Source organism: Streptomyces collinus Tu 365 (assembly GCF_000444875.1).
Lineage (GTDB): Bacteria > Actinomycetota > Actinomycetes > Streptomycetales > Streptomycetaceae > Streptomyces > Streptomyces collinus_A.
In genome coordinates this window covers 2,641,586-2,660,916 of the sequence record NC_021985.1, presented here as the reverse complement: position 1 = coordinate 2,660,916, position 19,331 = coordinate 2,641,586, and the positions used below count along the sequence as shown (strand labels likewise).

Sequence of the window (19,331 nt, the reverse complement as noted above, 5' to 3'; positions counted from 1 at the left end):
ACTGACAGCGCACGGGGGACGGCAGAAGGGGTACGGCATCGGCCGTACCCCTTCTGCGGAACCAGGTGTGACTACAGCCCGTACTTCTCCCGGGCTTCCTTCACCGCCGTCGCCTTGACCTCGCCGCGCTTGGCGAGCTGGGCCAGGGCCGCGACGACGATCGACGGGGCGTCGACGCCGAAGTGGCGGCGGGCGGCCTCACGGGTGTCCGACAGACCGAAGCCGTCGGCGCCCAGCGACGACCACTCCTGCTCGACCCACTGCGCGATCTGGTCCGGGACCTGGCGCATGTAGTCGGAGACCGCGAGGACCGGGCCCTCGGCACCGGTCAGGGCCTGGCGGACGTACGGCAGCCGCTCCTCGCCGCGCAGCAGGGCCGCGTCGGCCTCGAGCGCGTCGCGGCGCAGCTCCGTCCACGAGGTGGCGGACCAGACGTCGGCGGCCACGCCCCACTCGTCGGCGAGCATGCGCTGCGCCTCAAGGGTCCAGTGGATCGCCGTGCCGGAGCCCAGCAACTGGATGCGCGGGGCGTTGGCCGGGACGGTCACGCCCGCGGACTCCGCCGTGTTGAAGCGGTACAGCCCCTTGACGATGCCCTCGTCGATGCCGAGGCCCTGCGGCTTCGCGGGCTGCGGCATCGGCTCGTTGTAGACCGTCAGGTAGTAGAAGACGTTCTGGTCCTCGCCCGGCTTGGCCTCGCCGTACATCCGGCGCAGACCCTCGCGGACGATCACCGCGATCTCGTAGGCGAACGCGGGGTCGTACGACAGCGCCGCCGGGTTGGTGGCCGCGATCACCGGGGAGTGGCCGTCGGCGTGCTGGAGGCCCTCGCCCGTCAGGGTCGTGCGGCCGGCCGTCGCGCCGACGAGGAAGCCGCGGCCGAGCTGGTCGCCGAGCTGCCACATCTGGTCGGCCGTGCGCTGCCAGCCGAACATCGAGTAGAAGATGTAGAACGGGATCATCGCCTCGCCGTGCGTCGCGTACGCGGTGGACGCGGCGATGAAGTCGGCCATGGAACCGGCCTCGGTGATCCCCTCGTTGAGGATCTGGCCGTTCTTGGCCTCCTTGTAGTACATGAGCTGGTCGCGGTCGACCGGCTCGTACGTCTGGCCCTTGGGGGAGTAGATGCCCAGGGACGGGAAGAGGCTCTCCATGCCGAAGGTGCGCGCCTCGTCGGGGACGATCGGCACCCAGCGCCTGCCCGTCTCCTTGTCGCGGACCAGGTCCTTGACCAGACGGACGAAGGCCATGGTGGTGGCCACGTTCTGCGAGCCGGAGCCCTTGTCGAAGGAGGCGAACGCCTTCTCCGCGGGGGCGGGCAGCGGGGCCAGCGCGTGGGTGCGGCGGGCCGGGGCCGGGCCGCCGAGGGCCGCGCGGCGCTCCTGGAGGTAGCGGACCTCGGGGGAGTCGGCGCCCGGGTGACCGTAGGGCACCACGCCGTCGGTGAAGTCGCTGTCCTTGATCGGCAGGCCGAGCAGGTCGCGCATCGCCTTGAACTCGTCCACCGAGAGCTTCTTCATCTGGTGGTTGGCGTTCTTCGACGCGAAGCCCTCGCCGAGGGTGTGGCCCTTGACCGTCTGGGCCAGGATCACGGTCGGCGCGCCCTTGTGCTCGACGGCGGCCTTGTACGCGGCGTAGACCTTGCGGGCCTCGTGACCGCCGCGCGAGAGGTGGAAGCACTCGAGGATCTTGTCGTCGCTCAGCAGCTTCGCCATCTCGGCGAGCGCCGGGTCCTTGCCGAAGAAGTCCTCGCGGATGTAGGCGGCGCTGCGCGTCTGGTACGTCTGGACCTGGGCGTCCGGTACCTCGCGCAGCCGGCGTACGAGCGCGCCGGTGGTGTCGAGCTGGAACAGCTCGTCCCAGGCGGTGCCCCACAGCGTCTTGACGACGTTCCAGCCGGCGCCGCGGAACTGGGCCTCCAGCTCCTGCACGATCTTGAAGTTGGCGCGGACCGGGCCGTCGAGGCGCTGCAGGTTGCAGTTGATGACGAACGTGAGGTTGTCCAGTTCCTCACGCGCGGCCAGTGCGATGGCCGCCGTCGACTCCGGCTCGTCCATCTCGCCGTCGCCGAGGAAGGCCCACACGTGCGAGGCGGAGACGTCCTTGATGCCGCGGCTGGTGAGGTAGCGGTTGAAGCGCGCCTGGTAGATCGCCGACAGCGGGCCGAGGCCCATGGAGACGGTCGGGAACTCCCAGAGCCAGGGCAGCCGGCGCGGGTGCGGGTACGACGGCAGGCCGTTGCCGCCGGCCTCCTGGCGGAAGTTGTCCAGGTGCGCCTCGTTCAGGCGGCCGTCGAGGAAGGCGCGGGCGTAGATGCCGGGGGAGGCGTGGCCCTGGATGTACAGCTGGTCGCCGGAGCCGTCGCCCTCCTTGCCCTTGAAGAAGTGGTTGAAGCCGGTCTCGTACAGCCAGGCGGCGGAGGCGAAGGTGGCGATGTGGCCGCCGACGCCGTGCTTGGCACCGCGGGTCACCATGGCGGCCGCGTTCCAGCGGTTCCAGGCGGTGATCCGGGCCTCCATCTCCGGGTCACCGGGCAGGCCCGGCTCCGCGGAGGTGGGGATGGTGTTGACGTAGTCGGTCTCGAGGAGCTTCGGCAGCGCGATGCCGCCCGCCTCGGCGCGTTCCAGCGTGCGCCGCATCAGGTACGCGGCGCGGTGCGGCCCGGCCTCCCGCGCGACGGCGTCCAGGGAGGCCTGCCATTCGGCGGTCTCCTCCGGGTCGCGGTCCGGGAGCTGGTCGAGCGCGCTCGGCTGGATGGCGTTGGGGTCGGTCATGTCGCCGCCTTCCTCAGTCGAAGGGGGTTCCCTCATCGTCAAGGGTTCGGGGGTGCCCTAGGTCTTTGGCAGGACAGGGCAGGGAGACTTCGGTGGAAGTCCGTCGGAGACTGTAACTCCCTGATCGATGATCGATCAAAGGGTTGAGGTCGAAAACCTCTTGATTTCGAGAAAGTCGGCACCGGGTGCCTTCGACATGGGCACCCGGTGTCGTGTTCGATCAGGGTTTCCGCAGGTGAGCGCTGGTCTGCTCGGCTGCGTGCCAAGGGTGCCCGGGCGCGTCAGGGACGCGGGGCGCAGCCCAGCACATGCGCCTTCACCAGCTCCGGGATCCGCGGGTCCCGGCGCTTGAAAGCCTGCACCAGCTCCTCGTGCTCCTCCGCGTACGACTGCTGGACCGTGCCCAGCCAGCGGATGGACAGGGCCGTGAAGACCTCGATGCCGAGGCCCTCCCAGGTGTGCAGGAGCACCGAGTTGTCCGCCGCGCGCACCAGCTCCCGGTGGAAGCCCACCGTGTGGCGCACCTGGCCGGTGCCGTCGGCGGCGCGGTCGGCCTCGTAGAGGGCCAGGACGTGCGGCTCCAGGGCCGAGCAGTCCTCGGCGAGGCGCTCCGCCGCCAGCTCCGCCGCGATGGCCTCCAGGCCCGCCCGGACCGGGTAGCTCTCCTCCAGGTCGGCCGCGGTCAGGTTCCGCACCCGGACGCCCTTGTTGGGGGCCGACTCGATCAGCCGCAGCGACTCCAGCTCGCGCAGCGCCTCGCGCACCGGGGTCTGGCTGACCTCCAGCTCGGTGGCGATCCGCCGCTCCACGATCCGCTCACCCGGCTGCCAGCGCCCGCTGACGATTCCCTCCACGATGTGCTCGCGGATCTGTTCGCGCAGCGAGTGGACGACGGGCGCGGTCATGGGGGCTCCTTCGGGAAGGGCTGACGTTTAGACAATACGGCGGGTTCGCTCCGCGGGTAGGGCGTGCGGGGGTGCTTTGGCGCAGGTGAGACGAGACTTACACGGCGTGAGCGAGGGTTCGGCGCCCGGCGCCCCGGGAGGTTCCGGCCGCCCCCGCCACGAAGACGACGCCCCGCCCGGGAAGTCCCGGGCGGGGCGTCGTGCGACCTGATGAGCGATCAGAGGCCCAGCTCGACCTCGAACTCGCCCGCCTCCAGGATCGCCTTGACGGCCGTCAGGTAACGGGCCGCGTCGGCGCCGTCGACCAGGCGGTGGTCGTAGGAGAGCGTCAGGTAGGTCATGTCGCGGACGCCGATGACCGTGCCCTCCTCGGTCTCGATGACGGCCGGACGCTTGACCGTGGCACCGATGCCGAGGATCGCGACCTGGCCCGGCGGCACGATGATCGTGTCGAACAGCGCGCCGCGCGAACCGGTGTTGGAGATGGTGAAGGTCGCGCCGGACAGCTCGTCCGGGGTGATCTTGTTGGCGCGGACCTTGCCGGCCAGCTCCGCCGTGGCCTTGGCGATGCCCGCGATGTTGAGGTCGCCGGCGTGCTTGATGACCGGGGTCATCAGGCCCTTCTCGGAGTCCACCGCGATACCGACGTTCTCGGTGTCGAAGTAGGTGATCGTGCCCTCGGCCTCGTTGATCTTGGCGTTGACGACCGCGTGGGCCTTCAGCGCCTGGGCCGCCGCCTTCACGAAGAACGGCATCGGGGAGAGCTTGACGCCCTCGCGCGCGGCGAAGGAGTCCTTGGCCTGGGCGCGCAGGCGCATCAGACGCGTGACGTCCACCTCGACGACCGACGACAGCTGGGCCTGCTCGTGCAGCGCCTTGACCATGTTGTCGCCGATGACCTTGCGGATCCGCGGCATCTTCACGGTCTGGCCGCGCAGCGAGGAGACCTCCAGCGCGGGCGCCGCCTTCCTGGCGGCCGGGGCGGCGGCAGCGGACGGAGCCGGGGCCGCGGCGGCCTTCGCGGCCTCGGCGGCCGCGAGGACGTCCTGCTTGCGGATACGGCCGCCGACGCCGGTGCCCTTGACGGCGGCCAGGTCGACGCCGTTCTCGGCGGCGAGCTTGCGCACCAGCGGGGTCACGTAGGCGCCCTCGTCGGTCGCCTGGGTGGCGGTCGGCGAGGTGGGCGCGGCCGCCGGGGTGACCGGAGCCGGGGCGGGCGCCGGAGCGGCCGGGGCCGGGGCGGCGGCCACGGGGGCCGGAGCCGGGGCCGGAGCGGCAGGCGCGGCGGGAGCCGGAGCCGGAGCGGCGGCGGGGGCCGGGGCGGCGGCGGGGGCCGGGGCGGCGGCGGGGGCCGGGGCGGCCGGAGCCGGAGCGGCGGCCGGGGCGGCACCGGGGGCGCCGATGACGGCGAGCTTGGCACCGACCTCGGCGGTCTCGTCCTCGCCCACCACGATCTCGAGCAGCACACCGGAGGTGGGCGCCGGGATCTCGGTGTCGACCTTGTCCGTGGAGACCTCGAGCAGCGGCTCGTCGGCCTCGACGGAGTCGCCGACCGACTTCAGCCAGCGGGTGACGGTGCCCTCGGTGACGGACTCACCGAGCGCGGGCAGGACCACGTCCGTGCCCTCGGCGCCACCGGCCGGGGCGGCCGGCGCGGCGGGTGCCTCCGGCGCCGGAGCCGGGGCGGGGGCGGCCTCGGCCGCCGGGGCGGCCGGGGCGGCCGGAGCCGGGGCCTCGGCGGCGGCGGGGGCCGGAGCGGCAGCGGGCGCGCCCGTGCCGTCGTCGATCACGGCCAGCTCGGCGCCGACCTCGACGGTCTCGTCCTCGGCGACCTTGATGGAGGCCAGCACACCGGCGGCGGGCGAGGGGATCTCGGTGTCGACCTTGTCGGTCGAGACCTCGAGCAGCGGCTCGTCGGCCTCGACGCGCTCGCCCTCGGCCTTCAGCCAGCGGGTGACAGTGCCCTCGGTGACGCTCTCGCCGAGCGCCGGAAGGGTTACGGAAACCGCCATGGTTTCGGTTGCTCCTTACGAATTGCGGAAGTCTGTGTCGTCGCGCCCGTTGACCGGAGGTCAGTCGTGGGAGTGCAGCGGCTTGCCGGCCAGCGCCAGGTGTGCCTCGCCGAGCGCCTCGTTCTGCGTCGGGTGGGCGTGGATGAGCTGGGCGACCTCGGCCGGCAGCGCTTCCCAGTTGTAGATCAGCTGGGCCTCGCCCACCTGCTCGCCCATGCGGTCGCCGACCATGTGGACGCCGACCACGGCGCCGTCCTTCACCTGGACGAGCTTGATCTCGCCCGCGGTGTTGAGGATCTTGCTCTTTCCGTTGCCCGCAAGGTTGTACTTCAGAGCGACGACCTTGTCCGCGCCGTAGATCTCCTTGGCCTTGGCCTCGGTGATGCCGACGGAGGCGACCTCCGGGTGGCAGTACGTCACCCGCGGGACACCGTCGTAGTCGATCGGGACGGTCTTCAGACCGGCCAGACGCTCCGCCACCAGGATGCCCTCGGCGAAGCCGACGTGCGCGAGCTGGAGCGTCGGGACGAGGTCACCGACGGCGGAGATGGTGGGAACGTTGGTGCGCATGTACTCGTCGACCAGGACGTAGCCGCGGTCCATGGCGACACCCTGCTCCTCGTAGCCGAGGCCCTGGGAGACCGGGCCGCGGCCGACGGCGACGAGCAGGACCTCGGCCTCGAACTCCTTGCCGTCGGCGAGGGTGACCTTGACGCCGTCCTGGGTGTACTCGGCCTTCTGGAAGAAGGTGCCGAGGTTGAACTTGATCCCGCGCTTGCGGAACGCGCGCTCCAGGAGCTTCGAGCTGTTCTCGTCCTCGACCGGGACGAGGTGCTTCAGGCCCTCGACGACCGTGACGTCCGCGCCGAAGGACTTCCACGCCGAGGCGAACTCGACGCCGATGACACCGCCGCCCAGGATGATCGCGGACTTCGGCACGCGGTCCAGGACGAGGGCGTGGTCGGAGGAGATGATGCGGTTTCCGTCGATCTCCAGGCCCGGCAGCGACTTCGGCACGGAGCCGGTCGCCAGCAGGACGTGGCGGCCCTGGATCCGCTGACCGTTCACGTCGACGGAGGTGGGGGAGGACAGCCGGCCCTCGCCCTCGATGTACGTCACCTTGCGGGAGGCGACGAGACCCTGCAGGCCCTTGTACAGGCCGGAGATCACGCCGTCCTTGTACTTGTGGACGCCCGCGATGTCGATGCCCTCGAAGGTGGCCTTGACGCCGAACTGCTCGCTCTCGCGGGCCTGGTCGGCGACCTCGCCCGCGTGCAGCAGGGCCTTGGTGGGGATGCATCCCCGGTGCAGGCAGGTGCCGCCGACCTTGTCCTTCTCGATCAGGGCGACGTCCAGGCCCAGCTGCGCCCCGCGCAGGGCCGCGGCGTAACCACCGCTACCACCGCCGAGGATCACTAGGTCGAAAACGGTGCTGGCGTCGTTCGCCACGTCACGTCCTCCATGCATGTGCGCCTTGCGCCGATCTCCAGTGACCGGCGGGCGGCTGGTGTCCGGCCGCTTGATGCTTCGGCCCTTCGGTGGGGGCCCTGTCCTGCCGGGCTCCATCTTTGCACTTGTTCGAGGCGTACGAGACGCGGGGCCTGAGTGTGAGACACGGCACGTACCCCCGAAAACGAAGGCGGGCACGCCGCAGGGGCGCGGGGAGCCGCGTGAACAGCTCCCCGCGCCCCTGTCGTGGCCGGTCGCGCGGGCGGCGGGGCCGGGCGGTTCAGCCCAGGTCGCCCTCGGCGGTCAGCTCGGCGAGCCGGACCAGCGTGCGCACGGCGGAACCGGTGCCGCCCTTCGGCGTGTAGCCGAACGGGCCGCCCTCGTTGAACGCCGGACCGGCGATGTCCAGGTGCGCCCAGGTGATGCCCTCGCCCACGAACTCGCGCAGGAAGAGACCGGCGACCAGGCCGCCGCCCATCCGCTCGCCCATGTTCGCGATGTCGGCGACGGTGGAGTCCATGCCCTTGCGCAGGTGTTCCGGCAGCGGCATCGGCCACGCGGGCTCGCCGACCTCCTCCGCGGCCTCGTACACCGCGGTGCGGAAGGAGTCGTCGTTGGCCATGATCCCGAAGGTGCGGCTGCCCAGCGCCAGCATCATCGCGCCGGTGAGGGTGGCCACGTCCACGATCGCGTCCGGCTTCTCCTGCGAGGCCGCCCACAGCGCGTCGGCGAGCACCAGCCGGCCCTCGGCGTCGGTGTTGAGCACCTCGACGGTCTTGCCGCTGTACATGCGCAGCACGTCACCGGGGCGCACCGCGGTGCCGGACGGCATGTTCTCGGCCAGCGCCAGCCAGCCGGTGACGTTGACCCGGAGGCCGAGACGGGAGGCGGCGACCACCGCGGCGAACACGGCGGCGGCACCGCTCATGTCGCACTTCATCGTCTCGTTGTGACCGGCCGGCTTCAGCGAGATGCCGCCCGAGTCGTAGGTGATGCCCTTGCCGACGAACGCGAGGTGCTTGTCCGCCTTCGGGTGCGAGTACGACAGCTTGACCAGGCGCGGGGTCGCGGCGGAACCGCCGCCGACGCCGAGCAGGCCGCCGTAGCCGCCCTTGACCAGAGCCTTGTCGTCGAGCACCTGGATCTTGATGCCGTGTTCCTTGGCGGCGGCCTGGGCCACACCGGCGAACGCCTGCGGGGTCAGGTCGTTCGGCGGCATGTTGATCAGGTCGCGGGCGCGGTTCAGCTCCTCGCTCACCGCCACGGCCCGGGCCACGGCGCCCTTGTGGGCGGCGTCGCGCGGCTTGCCGCCGAGCAGCGTGGCCTCGCCGAGCGGGCCCTTGCCGTTCTTGGCCTTCGCGTCCTTCGCGCCGTCCTTGTAGGTGTCGAACGCGTAGGCGCCGAGCAGGACGCCCTCGCCGATCGCGCCGACCTCGCCGGGGCCGTCCACCGGCAGCGCGAACGCGGCCTTGCGGCAGCCGGCGAGGGCACGCGCGGCCACACCGGCGGCCCGGCGCAGCGCCTCGGCGTCGTACCCGGCGTCCTTCTCGGGCTCCGCGCCCAGGCCCACCGCCACCACGAGCGGCGCCTTGAAGCCGGCCGGGGCGGGCAGCTTCGTCAGCTCGCCCTCGGCACCCGAGGCGCCGAGGGTCTCCAGGAGGCCGGCCAGCTTGCCGTCGTATGCCTTGTCCACGGCCTCGGCGCCGGGGGCGACGACCAGGTCCCCAGACCTAGACGCAGCGCTCTTGGCGACACCGATCACGATCGCGTCGGCCCGCAGGCCGGGCGCCGCGGCGGTGCTGAGAGTAAGAGCAGTCACGGTGGTGAAATCTCGCTTCCGATGTGAAGTTGCTGTGGCCGATGAGGGGTGGGTCGACCGGGCCCGAGAGCCGACCCTAGGTCCAGGACTGTGGGCGGGTGGCAACCGGGGCCTTCACCCTGTCGGCGAACACCCGGGACGAGACTACGCGCGTACCCGCGTTCGCTCATGCCTGCGGGTGTTCACCTGTCCGTGGCGTCGTGGCCATTTATCACCCCGGCGCCCCCGCGGCCTGAGCCACACTCATCGGGTTCGGTGGGCCGATCGCCCACTGATTCGCATGATTTCCACTGATCCTCCGCCAATTCGCCACAGAGGATCTCTTGGGGGGAAGGAACTGCCATGGCACACCGCGCGCGCCGCTGGAGAGCGGCGACCGTGACGGCGACGGCCGCGGGGCTGGTCACTCTGGGGCTCACCGCCCCGGCCGCCTCGGCCGCCACCGATCCGCGCATCGACCTGCGGGTCCTCGTGGTCGACGACGGCGGAAGCCCCGTCGGCGCGATCACCGCGCAACTGAAGAGCGAGGGGGTCCCGTACACCACCGTCGACCTGGACGACTCCGGCCGCCCCACCATCAGCGACACCTTTCTGAGCGACACCGTGGGCGGCCGCCCGCGGGCGAAGTTCCAGGGCGTGGTGCTGCCCAACGAGGCGCCCTTCGGGGCGGGCTCGGCCGAGCAGACGGCCCTGGAGTCGTACGAGAGGACGTACGGCATCCCCCAGGTCGACGCCTACACCTGGGCCCACCCCGAGGTCGGCCTGGACTACACCGACAGCAACGGCTACGCCGGGAGCCTCGACGGGCGGACCGCCACCGTGACCACGGCAGGCCGCGCGGGCCCCTTCGGCTACCTGAAGGGCGCCTTCTCCTTCGAGGACAACTCCCCGTCGGTGGACGAGAGCTACGGCTTCCTCGCCCAGCCCCGCACCGGCTTCACCAGCTACGTCGACGTCCCCGTGCCGGGCGGCAGCGGCAACGGCAGCCTGCTCGGCGAGTACGCCCACGACGGGCGCCGCGAGCTGGTGGTGACCTTCGCCTACAACCAGTACCAGCAGCAGTTCCGGGTGCTCGCCCGCGGCATCGTCGAATGGCTGACCCAGGGCCTCCACCTCGGCCAGGCCCGCAACTACTTCGCCGTCCACGTGGACGACGTCTTCGCGCCGGACGCCCGCTGGGACAGCGCCCGCAACTGCACCCCCGGCGACATCGACTGCGCGGGCGGCGGCGCCGACGCCGGGACGCCGATCCGCATGACGGCCGACGACGCCCAGTACGCGGCCTCCTGGGAGCAGAGCCACGGCTTCACCCTCGACATGGTGTTCAACGCGGGCGCCGGCGAGGAGTGGAAGAGCGAGAACGGCAACGCCGACGCGCTGACCGACCAGCTCCTGCGGGACAAGGCCAAGTACCGCTGGGTGAACCACACGTACACCCACCTGTTCCTCGGCTGCGTGCAGGACACCTCGACCGTGCCGTGGAGCTGCGCGAAGAACGCCGACGGTTCCACCAAGTGGGTGAGCCGCCCGGACATCTCCGGGGAGATCTCCAACGACTACGACTGGGCCGTGCAGCACGGGCTGTCCGTCGACCGCACCGAACTGGTCACCGGCGAGCACTCGGGCCTCAAGACCCTGCCGCAGCAGCCCCAGGACAACCCCAACCTGGGCCCGGCGCTCGCGGCGAACGGCGTGAAGTGGACCGCCTCCGACAACTCCCGCGAGTCCGAGCAGCGGGCCGTCGGCAACAGCACCCTCACCGTGCCGCGCTACCCGATGAACGTGTACTACAACGTCGGCACCAAGGCCGAGATGGCCGACGAGTACAACTGGATCTACACGTCCAAGGCGGACGGCGGCAGCGGGATCTGCGAGAACAACCCGACCTCCACCTGCCTGCCCCGGCCGCTGGACACGGCCACCGGCTACACCGACACCATCGTGCCCGCCGAGGCCCACACCGACCTCGGACACGTGCTGAGCAACGACCCGCGCCCGCACTACGCGCACCAGTCGAACCTGGCCGAGGACCGCCTGCTCTACCCGGTCCTGGAACGGGTGCTCGCCGACTACCGGGCGCTCTTCGCGGACAGCGCCCCGATCGTCAACCTGCGCCAGAGCGCCATCGGCGCCGAGCTGCAGAACCGGGCCAAGTGGCAGGCCGCGCTGGACGGCGGCAAGGTCACCGCCTACCGGATCGGCAACACCGTCACGGTCGACGCGCCCTCCGGCACCCAGATCCCGGTGACCGCACCCGAGGGCACCAGGCAGCAGCAACTGCTCGGCACGGCCGCGTTCGGCACGGCCTACGCCGGTCAGCGCTCGGCCTGGGCGGCACCGGCCGCCCTGCAGTCCGCGCTGACGCTCAGGCTGCCGTAGCCGACGCCGAGACAGCCGCACGGCGGAGAACCGCGCACCCGGCCCACCGGACCCCGAGCCGGCGGCCGGGCCGCGGTTCCCCGCACGGCAACCGTGAAAAGTGGGGGGAACCGCGCAGCGATGCGTACCGGCCGCAAGACAACCATGCTCACCGAAGGCACCTATCCGCACGTCCACGGCGGCGTCAGCACCTGGTGCGACCAGCTCGTCAAGGGCATGCCGGAGGTGACCTTCCACGTCGTCTCCATCACCGGCACCGGCCGTGAACCCGTGACCTGGGACCTGCCGCCGAACGTGGGCCGGCACACCACCGTGCCCACCTGGGGCCCGCTCCCCGGCCGGACCCACGCCCCCCGTGGCCGGGCCCGGCGCCGCTTCACCGACGCCTACGAGCGGCTCCTGCTGTCCTTCCTCGACCCCGAGGCACGCTGCGACTTCGGGGAGGCGCTCTACGACCTCGCCGTCCTCGCCCGCGACGGATGGCTCTCGCCGGCCCTGCGCACCGAGACCGCGCTGCGCTCGCTGCAGTGGATCTGGACGATGCCGCACCTGCCGACCGCGGCCGCCCGGCCCACCCTGCACGACGCGCTGACCGCCACCGACCTGCTGGAACACGCCCTGCGCCCGCTCGGCGTGCGGATCGACACGGACTCGGTGGCGCACGCCGTCAGCAGCGGCCTCGCGACCCTGCCCGCGCTCGCCGCGCACCGGCTCGACGGGGTGCCGTTCCTGCTCACCGAGCACGGCATCTACCTGCGCGAGCGCTACCTGGGGCAGCGCGCCGACCGGCACCGCTGGCCCGTCAAGGCGTTCCTGCTCGGCTTCTACCGAGAGCTGAACTCGCTCGGCTACCGGGCCGCCGACCTCATCACCCCCTGCAACCAGTACAACCGGCGCTGGGAGGAACGCGGCGGCGCCGACGCCGACCGGATCCGCACGGTCTACAACGGCGTCGACCCGCACGCCTTCCCGCACGCCGGACCCGAACCCGACACGCCCACCCTCACCTGGTGCGGCCGGGTCGACCCCATCAAGGACCTGGAGACCCTGCTGCGCGCCTACGCCCTGGTCCGCGCCGAACTCCCCGAGACCAGGCTCCGGTTGTTCGGCCCGGTCCCGGCCGGCGGCGAGGCCTACCGCACCCGCCTGGAGAAGCTCGCCGCGGAGCTCGGCATCGCCGACGGCCTCACCTTCGAGGGCCGCATCAGCGAGGTCTGGCGCGCCTACGCGGCCGGGCACGTCGTGATGCTGTCGTCCATCTCCGAGGGCTTCCCGTTCTCCATCATCGAGGCCATGTCGTGCGGGCGTACCACCGTCTCCACGGACGTCGGCGGGGTCCGCGAGGCGGTGGGGGACACCGGCCTGGTGGTCCCGCCGCGCGAGCCGGAGAAGATGGCGGCCGCCGCGCTGACCCTGCTCCGCGACGACGGACGGCGGCTGCGGCTGGGGGAGTCGGCCCGCCAGCGGGTGATCGACCGGTTCACGCTGCGCCGCTCGGTCGACAACTTCCGCACCGTCTACCAGGAACTCGCCGGCCTCCCCGAGGTGTACGAGCCCACCGTCGAGACGGTCGCCGACTGGACCGAGGAACTGCGCGACCCCTGGTACGCGGCGGTGGCGACGGACGGGACCGGCTGGTGAGCGACGACGTCCGCGTACTGCCCGGCGTCCCGGGCCCGCGCCGAAGCCCCGGCTGGGCACGGCGCGACCCCATCGACGAACTCGCCGCCGACTGGGACGAGTCCGTGGCGGCCGCCGTCCACCCGGACGAGATAGCCGCCCTGCTGGAGTCCGACGGCCTGTCCGACGACCAGATCCGCGAGCGCTACGGCGTGGAGAACTCCTTCGCGCTCGCCGAGGAGTTGTACGCCCGCACCCCGCGCCGCCACCCCGAGCCGGACGGCGAGCCGCCCGACCCCTGGCGGACCGGGCTGCTCGGCTGCCTGCTGCGCGGGCTGGTCTTCGCGCTGCCGGGTTTCGCCTACGTGCTGGGCGACCCGCTGCTCGCCGGCCCGCACGAGGCGCTCGGCCTGCCCGCCGGCACCCGCACCCTGCTGGCCGGCGCCCTGTGCGGCTGGGCCTGGAACCAGGGGCTCGCCCACCGCGCCTACGCCTGGCTGGGGCTCGGCGACCGTCCGGCGGCCCGCCGCTGCCTCCTGGTCGGCGCCCCGGTCGGCATGCTGCTGGGCACGCTGGTCGCGCTCGCCGTCGCGGGCCCCGGCCGTCCGGCGGCCGTCGCCTTCGCCGCCGGGCAGTCCTGTTACTTCGGCGCCTCCGGTGTCCTGCTGGTGATGGGCCGTGAGAAGACGCTGCTGGCGGCGCTGCTGCCGATGACCGCGGGCGGCCTCCTCACCCTCGCCCACCCGCTGCCCGCCCCCGTCCGTCTGGTGCTGCTGCTGGGCTCGCTCACCGCCGTCGCGGTCCTCGGCCTGCTGGAGGCCGCCCCGGTCCTGACCGCACCGCGCCGCTGGCGCGCCGCCCTTCGCCGGCTCGCCACGCACGCCAAGTCGTTCTCGCCCGCGCGCTGGTGGCCCTCCGTCCGGGCCGGCCGGAGGGCCGCGCCGCCGGTCACCGGGCCCCGGCCGTTCGCCTCCCTGCCCTACGCCGTGTTCGGCCTCGCGAGCGGGGCGCTGGTGGTCGACGCCACCCTCGGGGACGTCCTGGCCGGCGCCGGGCACGGCGCGCTCGCCGCCCCGGCCGCCGTGGCCCTCACGCTCAGCATGGGCCCCGCCGAATGGCTGCTGTACCGCTTCCGCGGCGCCAGCCTCGCGGCCCTGCGCACCAGCGGCACCCCCAGGCGGTTCCGCCGGACCACGGCCCGGGTGCTGGCCCGCTGCCTCACCGCCTACCTGGCCGCGCTGCTCGCCCTGACCCTGGCCGTCACCGCGCCCTGGCCGCACGCACCCGCCCCGGCCGCCGCCCGGCTCGCGTCCCTGCTCGCCCTCGGCGTGGTGCTGTGGACCGGCCTTCTGCTCCAGTCGTTCGGCGCCGTCCTCGGGGCGACGGCCGTCTGCTGCGCGGCCTCGGTGGCCCAGACCCTGGCGCTGCTCACCCACGCGGGCAGCCCCGACACCGTCGCGCTCGCCGTGTACGCGAGCGCGGCCGGCGCCCAGGTCGCACTCGTCCGCGTCCGGCTGGGAAGGGTGACCGCACACCGATGAACACACCGATGAACACACCGACGGGCACCTTGCTGGTCCCCTACTACGAGCATCCCTCGGTCCGCCCCGCCGAATGGGCGGCGATCCTCGCGGCCGCCCCGCGCCTGTACGGCGTCGTCCTCAACCCGGCCAGCGGCCCGGGCGACCGCCCCGACGCGGCCTTCGCCCAGACCGCCGCCCGGCTGCGCACGGCGGGCGTGACCCTGCTCGGCTACGCCGACACCGGCTACGGCGCACGGCCGTACGCGGACGTCGAGGACGAACTGCGCCGCTACCGCGCCTGGTACGGCACCCACGGCGCCTTCCTGGACCAGGTGGCGTCCGGGGCCGGCGAGGCACGGCACTACGAGCGGCTGACCACGGCCGCCCGGAGCCTCGGGTGCGTCACCCTCGTGCTGAACCACGGCACCCGGCCGCACCCCGCGTACGCGCCGCTCGCCGACCTCCAGGTCACCTTCGAGGGCCCCTGGAGCGCCTACCTGCGCACGCCCGCCCGGCCCGGTCCCCGACCTGCCGGGGCGCGGGTGTGCCACCTGGTGTACGGCGTCCCGCCGGACGCGGACGCGGCCGGCGCCGCCCGGGCGCGGGGCGCCGCCGTGCACTGCGCGGTACCCGGCACGGGCGCCCACCCCTGGGGCACACTGCCCCACGGTCTCGGCCCAGGGGTTCCCCCGGCGCGTTCACCGGGCCCGGGCGAGGGCACCGGCACCGGCACCGGCACCGGCACGGAACCTAGTGGCCGAGAGCCAGCACGATGAGCGCGGTGGTCGCCGCCGTCTCCGCGAGGGCGCCGAACACGTCCCCGGTGACCCCGCCGAACCGGTGCGTGCAGCGGCGCAGCAGGAGTTCGGCCACGGCCGGGGCCAGCAGCATCGCGGCCGCCGCGCGCACCGCGCCGTCCGGGCCTGACACCGCTCCCCAGCCGGCGGCGAGGACCGTGCAGCCGGCCGCGACGGCCAGCGCGCCCCACGTCGGCACCACCCCGGCGACCGCCGCGCCCAGCCCCTCCGGACGGGCGGCGGGCACCCCGGTGCGCGCCGCCAGGGTGAGGGCGAGCCGCGCCGCGACCGCCGAGGTCAGCGCCGCGAGGGCGCCCTCCCGCCAGGAGTCCTGGTAGAGCTGTGCCAGCACGGCGACCTGGGCCAGCAGCACCAGCACCAGGGTGAGCACCCCGAACGGGCCGATGTCCGACTGCTTCATGATGCGCAGCGCCTCGTCGGCGGGCTTGCCGCTGCCCAGCCCGTCGGCCGTGTCGGCGAGCCCGTCCAGGTGCAGCCCCCGCGTCAGCGCGGCCGGTACGGCGACGGAGGCGACGGCGGCGAGCAGCGGCCCCGCGCCCAGGAAGAGCAGCAGCAGCCCGGGCAGCGCCGCGCAGCCACCGACGACGAGGCCCACCACCGGGGCGCACAGCATGCCCCCGCGCGCCGCCTCCCGGTCCCACCGGCGCACCCGGACGGGCAGCACGGAGAGCGTGCCGAAAGCGAAGCGGAGACCGTCTGCGGGCGAGGACGTGAGCACCGGCGCAGGTTACCCGGCGGTCGCCGGGCCCCCCACCGCGGCCGAGGATAAAGTGCGCACATGGGGCACTGGTGGGAGCGGAACATCGTGGAACCGGGCAAACTCCCGCTGCTGCTGGCCCTGACCGCCTTCGTCGTCACCTTCGTCGTCACCCGGGTGATCACCCGGCTGATCCGGGCCGGCAAGGGACCGTTCGGCAACGTGAGGGCGGGCGGGCTGCACATCCACCACGTGGTCCCCGGGGTCCTGCTGACCGTCGTCGGCGGCTTCGGCGCCGTGGCCAGCGCCCGGCACGGCGCGGCCGCGGTCCTCTCCGCCGTCGTCTTCGGCATGGGCGTGGGCCTGGTGCTCGACGAGTTCGCGCTGATCCTGCACCTGGACGACGTGTACTGGAGCGAGGAGGGCCGCAAGAGCGTCGAGGTCGTCGTCCTCACCGCGGCCCTGGTCGGCCTGCTGCTGGCCGGGTTCGTGCCGTTCGGTGTCAACGACCTGTCCCAGGAGGAACTCGCGGACCGCGGGACGGTCATCTCCAACATCGCCCTGAACTTCGTCTTCTCGCTGGTCTCCCTGAGCAAGGGCAAGACCAGGGTCGCGATCTTCGGGGCGGTCGTGCCCCTGGTCGCGCTCGTCGGCGCGATCCGCCTGGCCCGCCCCGGCTCCCCGTGGGCCCGCCGCTTCTACGGCCGCCGCCCCCGTGCCCGGGCCAGGGCCGTCCTGCGCGCCTACCGTCACGACCGCCGCTGGGCCGGGCCCCGCCGGGTCCTTCAGGACTGGATCGGCGGCAAACCCGACCCGCGTCCGGCCCGGCTGCCCGGCCGCCACTGACAGGCCGGCGGCCGGCGCCCGCACCGGTGCCGCCCCGCCGCGGCCAGGCACAGCACGCCCACGCCGAGCAGGGCGGCCAGGTGCTCCTTGCCGGCCAGGTTCTCCTTCAGCAGGACCTCGACCACTATCGCCAGCGTCACCGCGGCCGCCGTCACCTGCGCGCCGTAGCGCCAGGCCACGAACACCGCGAGCCCCACCACCGCCGCCGACGGACCGGTGTCCACCACCCGCGCGTCCGAGCCGGGCAGGCCGAACGGGACGTGCGGGCCGCACGCGATGCCCACGCGCGCGTACAGCGTCCCGGCGAGCGTGGCCGCGTAGGCGATGGCCAGCGTCCGCCACCAGCCCAGACAGATCTCGGCGATCCCGAACACGCACAGGACCTGGGCGAGCGCGCCCCACACCGGCAGGTCCAGCGCCGGGACGTACAGCGAGAGGGGAGTGCGCAGGAGCGCCAGCCACAGCGGGTCCTCGACCCGCACCGCCCCCATGCTCTGCACGAACCGGTAACCCCACGCCTGGTTCTGCACGTACTGCAGCACCGCGGTCAGGCAGACCGCCCCGGCGGTCATCGGGACCGCCCGCAGCCGCCGCTTGCGCAGCGGCTCGCGCACGGTGACGTACAGCAGCCCCCACTCGGCACGGGCCCACCGGCCGGGCGCTCTCATCGCCCGGCCCTCACCGGTGCGTGTCCAGGTGCCGGCGGTGCAGCCACTTGGGCAGCCCCGGCGCCTCCAGGAACCCCTCGGCGCGGGCCGACGCCAGGCCGATGCGCAGCAGGTCCGCGCTCTTCTCGAAGAGCAGGAACCGGGGCTCCCAGATGGGGCGGTACTTGGCGTTGGCCCGGTACAGCGACTCGATCTGCCACCACCGCGAGAAGAAGCTGAGCAGCGACCGCCACAGCCTCAGCACCGGCCCGGCGCCGAGCCGCGCGCCGCGCTCGAAGACCGAGCGGAACATCGCGAAGTTCAGCGAGACCTGGGTGATCCCGATCTCCCCGGCCCGCCGCAGCAGTTCGATGACCATGAACTCCATCAGGCCGTTGTCGCAGTCCCGGTCCCGGCGCATGAGGTCGAGGGACAGCCCGTGCGGACCCCACGGCACGAACGAGAGCAGGGCGCGCAGTTCGCCCTCGGCGTCCGTGCACTCCAGCATCACGCACCGGCCGTCACCGGGGTCGGCGAGCCGCCCGAGCGCCATGCTGAACCCGCGCTCGGTCGCCCCGTCCCGCCAGTCGTCCGCGCGCTCGACGAGGGACGCCATCTCGTCCGCCGGGATGTCCTCGTGCCGCCGGACCCGCACGTGGTAGCCGGCCCTCCTGACCCGGTTGCAGGCCTGCCGGACGGTCCGCATGGCCCGTCCCTCCAGGGTGAACTCGGCCACCTCGACGATCGCCTCGTCCCCGAGTTCCAGCGCGTCGAGGCCGTGCCGCGCGTACACCGTCCCGGCCTCCTCGCCGGCCCCCATCACCGCCGGGATCCACCCGTGCGCCCGCGCCTCGGCCAGCCAGGGCGCGATCGCCCCCGGCCAGGCCTCCGGGTCACCGAGCGGATCGCCGGAGGCGAGGCTCACCCCGCCGACCACCCGGTAGACGACCGCGGCCTTGCCGGTCGGCGACCACACCACGCTCTTCTCCCGGCGCAGCGCGAAGTAGCCGAGCGAGTCGCGCTCCCCGTGCCGCTCCAGCAGCGCCCGCAACCCCTTCTCGTCGTCCTCGGTGAGCGGGTCGACGGCGCGCCGGGAGCGGAACGCGGCGTAGAGGACGGCGAGGACGAGGGCCGTGCTGAGGACGTTGACCGCCACGTTGGCCCAGTTGGGCGGGTCGATGCCGGGGAACCGGGACTCCTCGGCGGCCACCGACACCAGCCGCAGCGTGCCGTAGTGCCAGCGCTCGGCGAACGTCGAACGGGCCGCGTCCGGCGCCTGGTTGGTGACCGTGATCAGCAGCCCGGCGAGCAGCGAGGCGGCGAGCCCGCCGACGGCGGCCACGGTGGCGGCCAGCCGCGGGTTGGACCGGTCGCCCTTGGCGTAGAACTCCCGGCGCCCGGTCAGCAGGGCCCCCACGAAGGCGGCCGTCAGCGCCAGGGACACCCAGTTCTGCGCGTTCCGCCGGATCTCCGGGAACGCCATGGCGAAGGCGAACAGGGTCAGGAACGAACCGCTCAGCACCAGGTTCAGGATCCAGGCGGCCCGCTTGCGCCGGCGCATGGTGATCGCCAGGAAGGCGGTGAACACCCCCGAGGCGAAACCGGCCGTGAGCAGGTACGGCGTGAAGTAGTTCTCCTGGTTGTGCCGGCGCACGTCCTGCCCCAGCGACACCCACACCGCGCTCAGGAAGTTGACGAAGGCGACGGCCCGCAGGTACCAGACGGCGAACGCGGCGGCCCGGCGGGAGACCCCGTTGGACCGCCGCGCCGGCTCGGCTCGCTGTTCCATCGCAATTCGGGCATCTCCCATGGTGAAGGATCATATGGGGGCCGCCCCGGCGA

Annotated in this window: 13 protein-coding genes; 5 read left to right on the top strand and 8 right to left on the bottom strand. The window is 73.1% G+C overall.

The features are described from left to right. Positions 1-71 precede the first annotated feature (71 nt). The 5 genes from aceE to B446_RS11375 all read right to left on the bottom strand — a co-directional run bounded on the left by aceE (position 72) and on the right by B446_RS11375 (position 8,959). Complete coding sequence (gene aceE / locus B446_RS11395; protein ID WP_020939584.1) at positions 72-2,774, bottom strand: pyruvate dehydrogenase (acetyl-transferring), homodimeric type; 2,703 nt, start codon at positions 2,772-2,774, stop codon at positions 72-74. Between the two features lie 281 nt (positions 2,775-3,055). Then, positions 3,056-3,679, bottom strand: a complete 624-nt coding sequence (locus tag B446_RS11390; protein ID WP_020939583.1) for a GntR family transcriptional regulator — start codon at positions 3,677-3,679, stop codon at positions 3,056-3,058. Positions 3,680-3,897: 218 nt separating this feature from the next. After that, entirely contained in the window at positions 3,898-5,691 is a 1,794-nt protein-coding gene (gene sucB / locus B446_RS11385; protein ID WP_020939582.1) for a 2-oxoglutarate dehydrogenase, E2 component, dihydrolipoamide succinyltransferase, read from the bottom strand. Positions 5,692-5,751: 60 nt separating this feature from the next. Next, positions 5,752-7,140, bottom strand: coding sequence for a dihydrolipoyl dehydrogenase (gene lpdA / locus B446_RS11380; protein WP_020939581.1), 1,389 nt, complete (start codon positions 7,138-7,140; stop codon positions 5,752-5,754). Between the two features lie 280 nt (positions 7,141-7,420). Further along, positions 7,421-8,959 (bottom strand): leucyl aminopeptidase, encoded by a 1,539-nt coding sequence (locus B446_RS11375; RefSeq protein ID WP_043475345.1) that lies wholly within the window; start codon positions 8,957-8,959, stop codon positions 7,421-7,423. 342 nt (positions 8,960-9,301) lie between these two features. Here B446_RS11375 and B446_RS11370 point away from each other — a divergent pair, with 342 nt between their 5' ends. The 4 genes from B446_RS11370 to B446_RS11355 all read left to right on the top strand — a co-directional run bounded on the left by B446_RS11370 (position 9,302) and on the right by B446_RS11355 (position 15,257). Next, positions 9,302-11,338 (top strand): hypothetical protein, encoded by a 2,037-nt coding sequence (locus tag B446_RS11370; protein WP_020939579.1) that lies wholly within the window; start codon positions 9,302-9,304, stop codon positions 11,336-11,338. A 120-nt stretch (positions 11,339-11,458) separates the two neighbouring features. After that, positions 11,459-12,979, top strand: coding sequence for a GT4 family glycosyltransferase PelF (gene pelF, locus B446_RS11365; RefSeq protein WP_020939578.1), 1,521 nt, complete (start codon positions 11,459-11,461; stop codon positions 12,977-12,979). Next, positions 12,976-14,499 (top strand): hypothetical protein, encoded by a 1,524-nt coding sequence (locus B446_RS11360; RefSeq protein ID WP_020939577.1) that lies wholly within the window; start codon positions 12,976-12,978, stop codon positions 14,497-14,499. The genes pelF and B446_RS11360 overlap by 4 nt, the downstream gene beginning before the upstream one ends. An 8-nt stretch (positions 14,500-14,507) precedes the next feature. Beyond that, complete coding sequence (locus B446_RS11355) at positions 14,508-15,257, top strand: spherulation-specific family 4 protein (RefSeq protein ID WP_020939576.1); 750 nt, start codon at positions 14,508-14,510, stop codon at positions 15,255-15,257. Here B446_RS11355 and B446_RS11350 read toward each other — a convergent pair. Continuing rightward, entirely contained in the window at positions 15,232-16,017 is a 786-nt protein-coding gene (locus B446_RS11350; protein ID WP_020939575.1) for an adenosylcobinamide-GDP ribazoletransferase, read from the bottom strand. The genes B446_RS11355 and B446_RS11350 overlap by 26 nt on opposite strands. 60 nt (positions 16,018-16,077) lie before the next feature. On the opposite strand from B446_RS11350, the gene B446_RS11345 reads away from it, so the two are divergent. After that, complete coding sequence (locus tag B446_RS11345) at positions 16,078-16,842, top strand: hypothetical protein (protein ID WP_020939574.1); 765 nt, start codon at positions 16,078-16,080, stop codon at positions 16,840-16,842. On the opposite strand, the gene B446_RS39865 is transcribed toward B446_RS11345, so the two are convergent. Further along, positions 16,782-17,510: a hypothetical protein gene (locus B446_RS39865; protein ID WP_020939573.1), complete on the bottom strand. Its 729-nt coding sequence runs from the start codon at positions 17,508-17,510 to the stop codon at positions 16,782-16,784. The two genes, B446_RS11345 and B446_RS39865, sit on opposite strands and share 61 nt — an antisense overlap. A gap of 10 nt (positions 17,511-17,520) precedes the next feature. Beyond that, positions 17,521-19,299, bottom strand: coding sequence for a phosphatidylglycerol lysyltransferase domain-containing protein (locus B446_RS11335; RefSeq protein ID WP_043475342.1), 1,779 nt, complete (start codon positions 19,297-19,299; stop codon positions 17,521-17,523). Between the last annotated feature and the right edge of the window lie 32 nt (positions 19,300-19,331).

What these genes read in the sequence shown, in the direction of transcription:
- aceE (WP_020939584.1), bottom strand. Translation starts at nt 2,774, where the DNA reads ATGACCGACCCCAACGCCATCCAGCCGAGCGCGCTCGACCAGCTCCCG.
- B446_RS11390 (WP_020939583.1), bottom strand. Translation starts at nt 3,679, where the DNA reads ATGACCGCGCCCGTCGTCCACTCGCTGCGCGAACAGATCCGCGAGCAC.
- sucB (WP_020939582.1), bottom strand. Translation starts at nt 5,691, where the DNA reads ATGGCGGTTTCCGTAACCCTTCCGGCGCTCGGCGAGAGCGTCACCGAG.
- B446_RS11370 (WP_020939579.1), top strand. Translation starts at nt 9,302, where the DNA reads ATGGCACACCGCGCGCGCCGCTGGAGAGCGGCGACCGTGACGGCGACG.
- pelF (WP_020939578.1), top strand. Translation starts at nt 11,459, where the DNA reads ATGCGTACCGGCCGCAAGACAACCATGCTCACCGAAGGCACCTATCCG.
- B446_RS11355 (WP_020939576.1), top strand. Translation starts at nt 14,508, where the DNA reads ATGAACACACCGACGGGCACCTTGCTGGTCCCCTACTACGAGCATCCC.
- B446_RS11345 (WP_020939574.1), top strand. Translation starts at nt 16,078, where the DNA reads ATGGGGCACTGGTGGGAGCGGAACATCGTGGAACCGGGCAAACTCCCG.
- B446_RS39865 (WP_020939573.1), bottom strand. Translation starts at nt 17,510, where the DNA reads ATGAGAGCGCCCGGCCGGTGGGCCCGTGCCGAGTGGGGGCTGCTGTAC.
- B446_RS11335 (WP_043475342.1), bottom strand. Translation starts at nt 19,299, where the DNA reads ATGGGAGATGCCCGAATTGCGATGGAACAGCGAGCCGAGCCGGCGCGG.